The organism is Pseudomonas agronomica, assembly GCF_025917275.1.
GTDB lineage: Bacteria > Pseudomonadota > Gammaproteobacteria > Pseudomonadales > Pseudomonadaceae > Aquipseudomonas > Aquipseudomonas agronomica.
Map to the genome: position 1 here is coordinate 1 of NZ_JAOSHO010000643.1, position 2,427 is coordinate 2,427.

Annotated in this window: 3 protein-coding genes; all 3 read right to left on the bottom strand. The window is 60.9% G+C overall.

The features are described from left to right. Window positions 1-128: 128 nt before the first annotated feature. On the bottom strand, window positions 129-656 hold the full coding sequence (gene ppa / locus OC610_RS25630; RefSeq protein ID WP_003205933.1) for an inorganic diphosphatase: 528 nt from the start codon (window positions 654-656) through the stop codon (window positions 129-131). Window positions 657-767: 111 nt separating this feature from the next. Further along, window positions 768-1,580 (bottom strand): M90 family metallopeptidase, encoded by an 813-nt coding sequence (locus OC610_RS25635; RefSeq protein ID WP_264431822.1) that lies wholly within the window; start codon window positions 1,578-1,580, stop codon window positions 768-770. A gap of 6 nt (window positions 1,581-1,586) precedes the next feature. After that, a complete protein-coding gene (locus tag OC610_RS25640; RefSeq protein WP_264431823.1) occupies window positions 1,587-2,243 on the bottom strand; it encodes a DedA family protein in 657 nt (218 codons plus the stop codon). Window positions 2,244-2,427: the final 184 nt, after the last annotated feature.

Genomic DNA, 2,427 nt, shown 5'->3' on the forward strand with positions numbered 1-2,427 from the left:
CTTTCCGTTTGCGGGAATCGAAACTGGCAATGTAAACGTGGGTAAACGCTACTAATACGTAGTTGTATTAAGTAGGGTCCAAACATAAAAAACCCCGGTATTAACCGGGGTTCTTTTTAAGTTCGATTTCAGCCTTTGTAGGCGGCAACCGACTTGGTGATCGCTTCGCGGGCGGCGTCTGCGCCGGCCCAGCCTTCGATCTTGACCCACTTGCCTTTTTCGAGGTCTTTGTAGTTCGCGAAGAAGTGCTCGATCTGCTGGATCAGCAGTGGCGGCAGGTCGGTGTATTCCTTCACGTCGACGTACAGTTGCGACAGTTTGTCGTGTGGTACTGCGATGACTTTGGCATCGCCGCCGCCGTCGTCGGTCATGTTCAGGATGCCGACTGGACGGGCGCGGATGACCGAGCCTGGGGCCACTGGGTAAGGGGTCACGACCAGCACGTCGAGGGGGTCGCCGTCGTCGGCCAGGGTGTTGGGGATGTAACCGTAGTTGGCCGGGTAGAACATCGGGGTGGCCATGAAACGGTCAACGAACAGGCAATCGCTGTCTTTGTCGATTTCGTATTTGATCGGGGCGTGGTTGGCCGGGATTTCGATCGCGACGTAGATGTCGTTCGGCAGGTCTTTGCCAGCCGGAATCTTGCTGTAGCTCATTGGGCGGTGCCCCCGTTAGTTGACCAGATGACTGGTCGGATTGACCAAAAAGTGGCGGCGATTATAGGCATATTCGTCCGCTGATGCCACGTTACCAGGGTCGTAGAGACCTTAGTATGACGCCTGATAGACCGGATCTTCGGCCTGAAGTTGCCGCAGCCGGGCCAACGGATCCTGGCGGTAGAACGCCTTGAGCTGTTCGTACACCTTGGGATAGGCCTGGTGCAGCAGGTCCGGGGCGCTGAAGAAGTATTCGCTGGTGACGGCGAAGAATTCGGCCGGGTTTTCGGCGGCGTAGGGGTCGATGGCGGTTTGTGCGTCGGGGTTGTGGTCGAGTTGGCGGTCGAGGTCGTCGAAGGCTTGCTGCATGGCCTCGGCCCAGTCGCTGACGCGCATGTCGGCGTGCAGCGGTGGCAGGCCGTTGGCGTCGCCGTTGAGCATGTCGAGTTTGTGCGCCAGTTCGTGGATCACCAGGTTGTAGCCGTCCCAGCCACCGCTGGCCATGACGCCGTCCCAGGCCAGGATGATCGGGCCTTGGGGCCAGGCTTCGCCGCTGTGTTCGCCGTCCCACTCGTGTTCGATGCCGCTGGCGTTGCGGTAGCGCTGGGGGCTTAGGAAGTCGTCGGGGTAGAGGACGATTTCGTGGAAGCCTTGGTACCAGTTCAGTTCGCCGAGGTGCATCAGCGGCAACTGGGCCTGGGCGGCGAGCAGCAGGCGTTGTTCCTGGTGCAGTTCGACGCCGGGCAGGGCGGTGAGGTGTTTATCGTGGAGGAACAGGACGCAGGCTTCCCGCAGCCATTGGTCCTCGGCGGCGCTGATGCCGTCGAGGAAGCTCAATTGTTGGCGCACGCGCTGCCAGGTGTCCTCGGCGACGGGGTGTTTGGCGAGGGTGCGTCGGCGGCGCCAGTTGCTCAGGGACCACATGGGCGATCAGCGTGTTTCGGCTTTCGAGGCGCGCTGGTTCAGTTTGCTGCGCACCAGGCTGATGATCATCGGCAGCAGCGACAGCAGGATGATGCCGACCACCAGCAGCGACAGGTTCTGCTTGATGAAGGGCACGTTGCCGAAGAAGTAGCCGAGGGTCACCAGGCCGCCGACCCAGAGGACGGTGCCGAGGACGCTGAAGCCGAGGAAGCGCAGGTAGTTCATCTTGCCGACGCCGGCGACGAAGGGCGCGAAGGTGCGGATGATCGGCAGGAAGCGCGCCAGGGTCACGGTTTTGCCGCCGTGTTTGTCGTAGAAGTCGTGGGTTTGTTGCAGGTAGTCGCGGCGGAAGATTTTCGAGTTGGGGTTGCTGAACAGTTTTTCGCCAGCGGTGCGGCCGATGAGGTAGTTGGTGCTGTCGCCGAGGATGGCCGCGAGCATCAGCAGGCCGGCCAGCAGCAGTGGGTCCATGGCGCCACCGGCGGCGACGGCGCCGGCGATGAACAGCAGGGAGTCGCCGGGCAGGAACGGCATGACCACCAGGCCGGTTTCACAGAAGATCACCAGGAACAGGATGGCGTAGACCCACGTCCCGTAGTTGGTCACCAGCATGTCGAGGTAGACGTCGAGATGCAGGATGAGGTCGAGGGGGTTGAAATCCATGCGTAGCACCTTGGTGGCGGCCCGGCTCGGCGGGCTGGTGGGTCTGGCTTTTGAGTATGACTACAGGGTGTGTAGCTTTTTCTTACAAGCTGGGACGAGCGGCATTATACGGTGGGGATTGTGAAGCGCGTGTTGAGTTTGTAGCGGGGGATTTCTGAGGGAGTGACCGCTTTTGTGGCGAGGG

Bases quoted from the DNA above. Each gene is read 5' to 3' on its own strand.
- OC610_RS25635 (WP_264431822.1), bottom strand. From the start codon at position 1,580: ATGTGGTCCCTGAGCAACTGGCGCCGCCGACGCACCCTCGCCAAACAC.
- ppa (WP_003205933.1), bottom strand. From the start codon at position 656: ATGAGCTACAGCAAGATTCCGGCTGGCAAAGACCTGCCGAACGACATC.
- OC610_RS25640 (WP_264431823.1), bottom strand. From the start codon at position 2,243: ATGGATTTCAACCCCCTCGACCTCATCCTGCATCTCGACGTCTACCTC.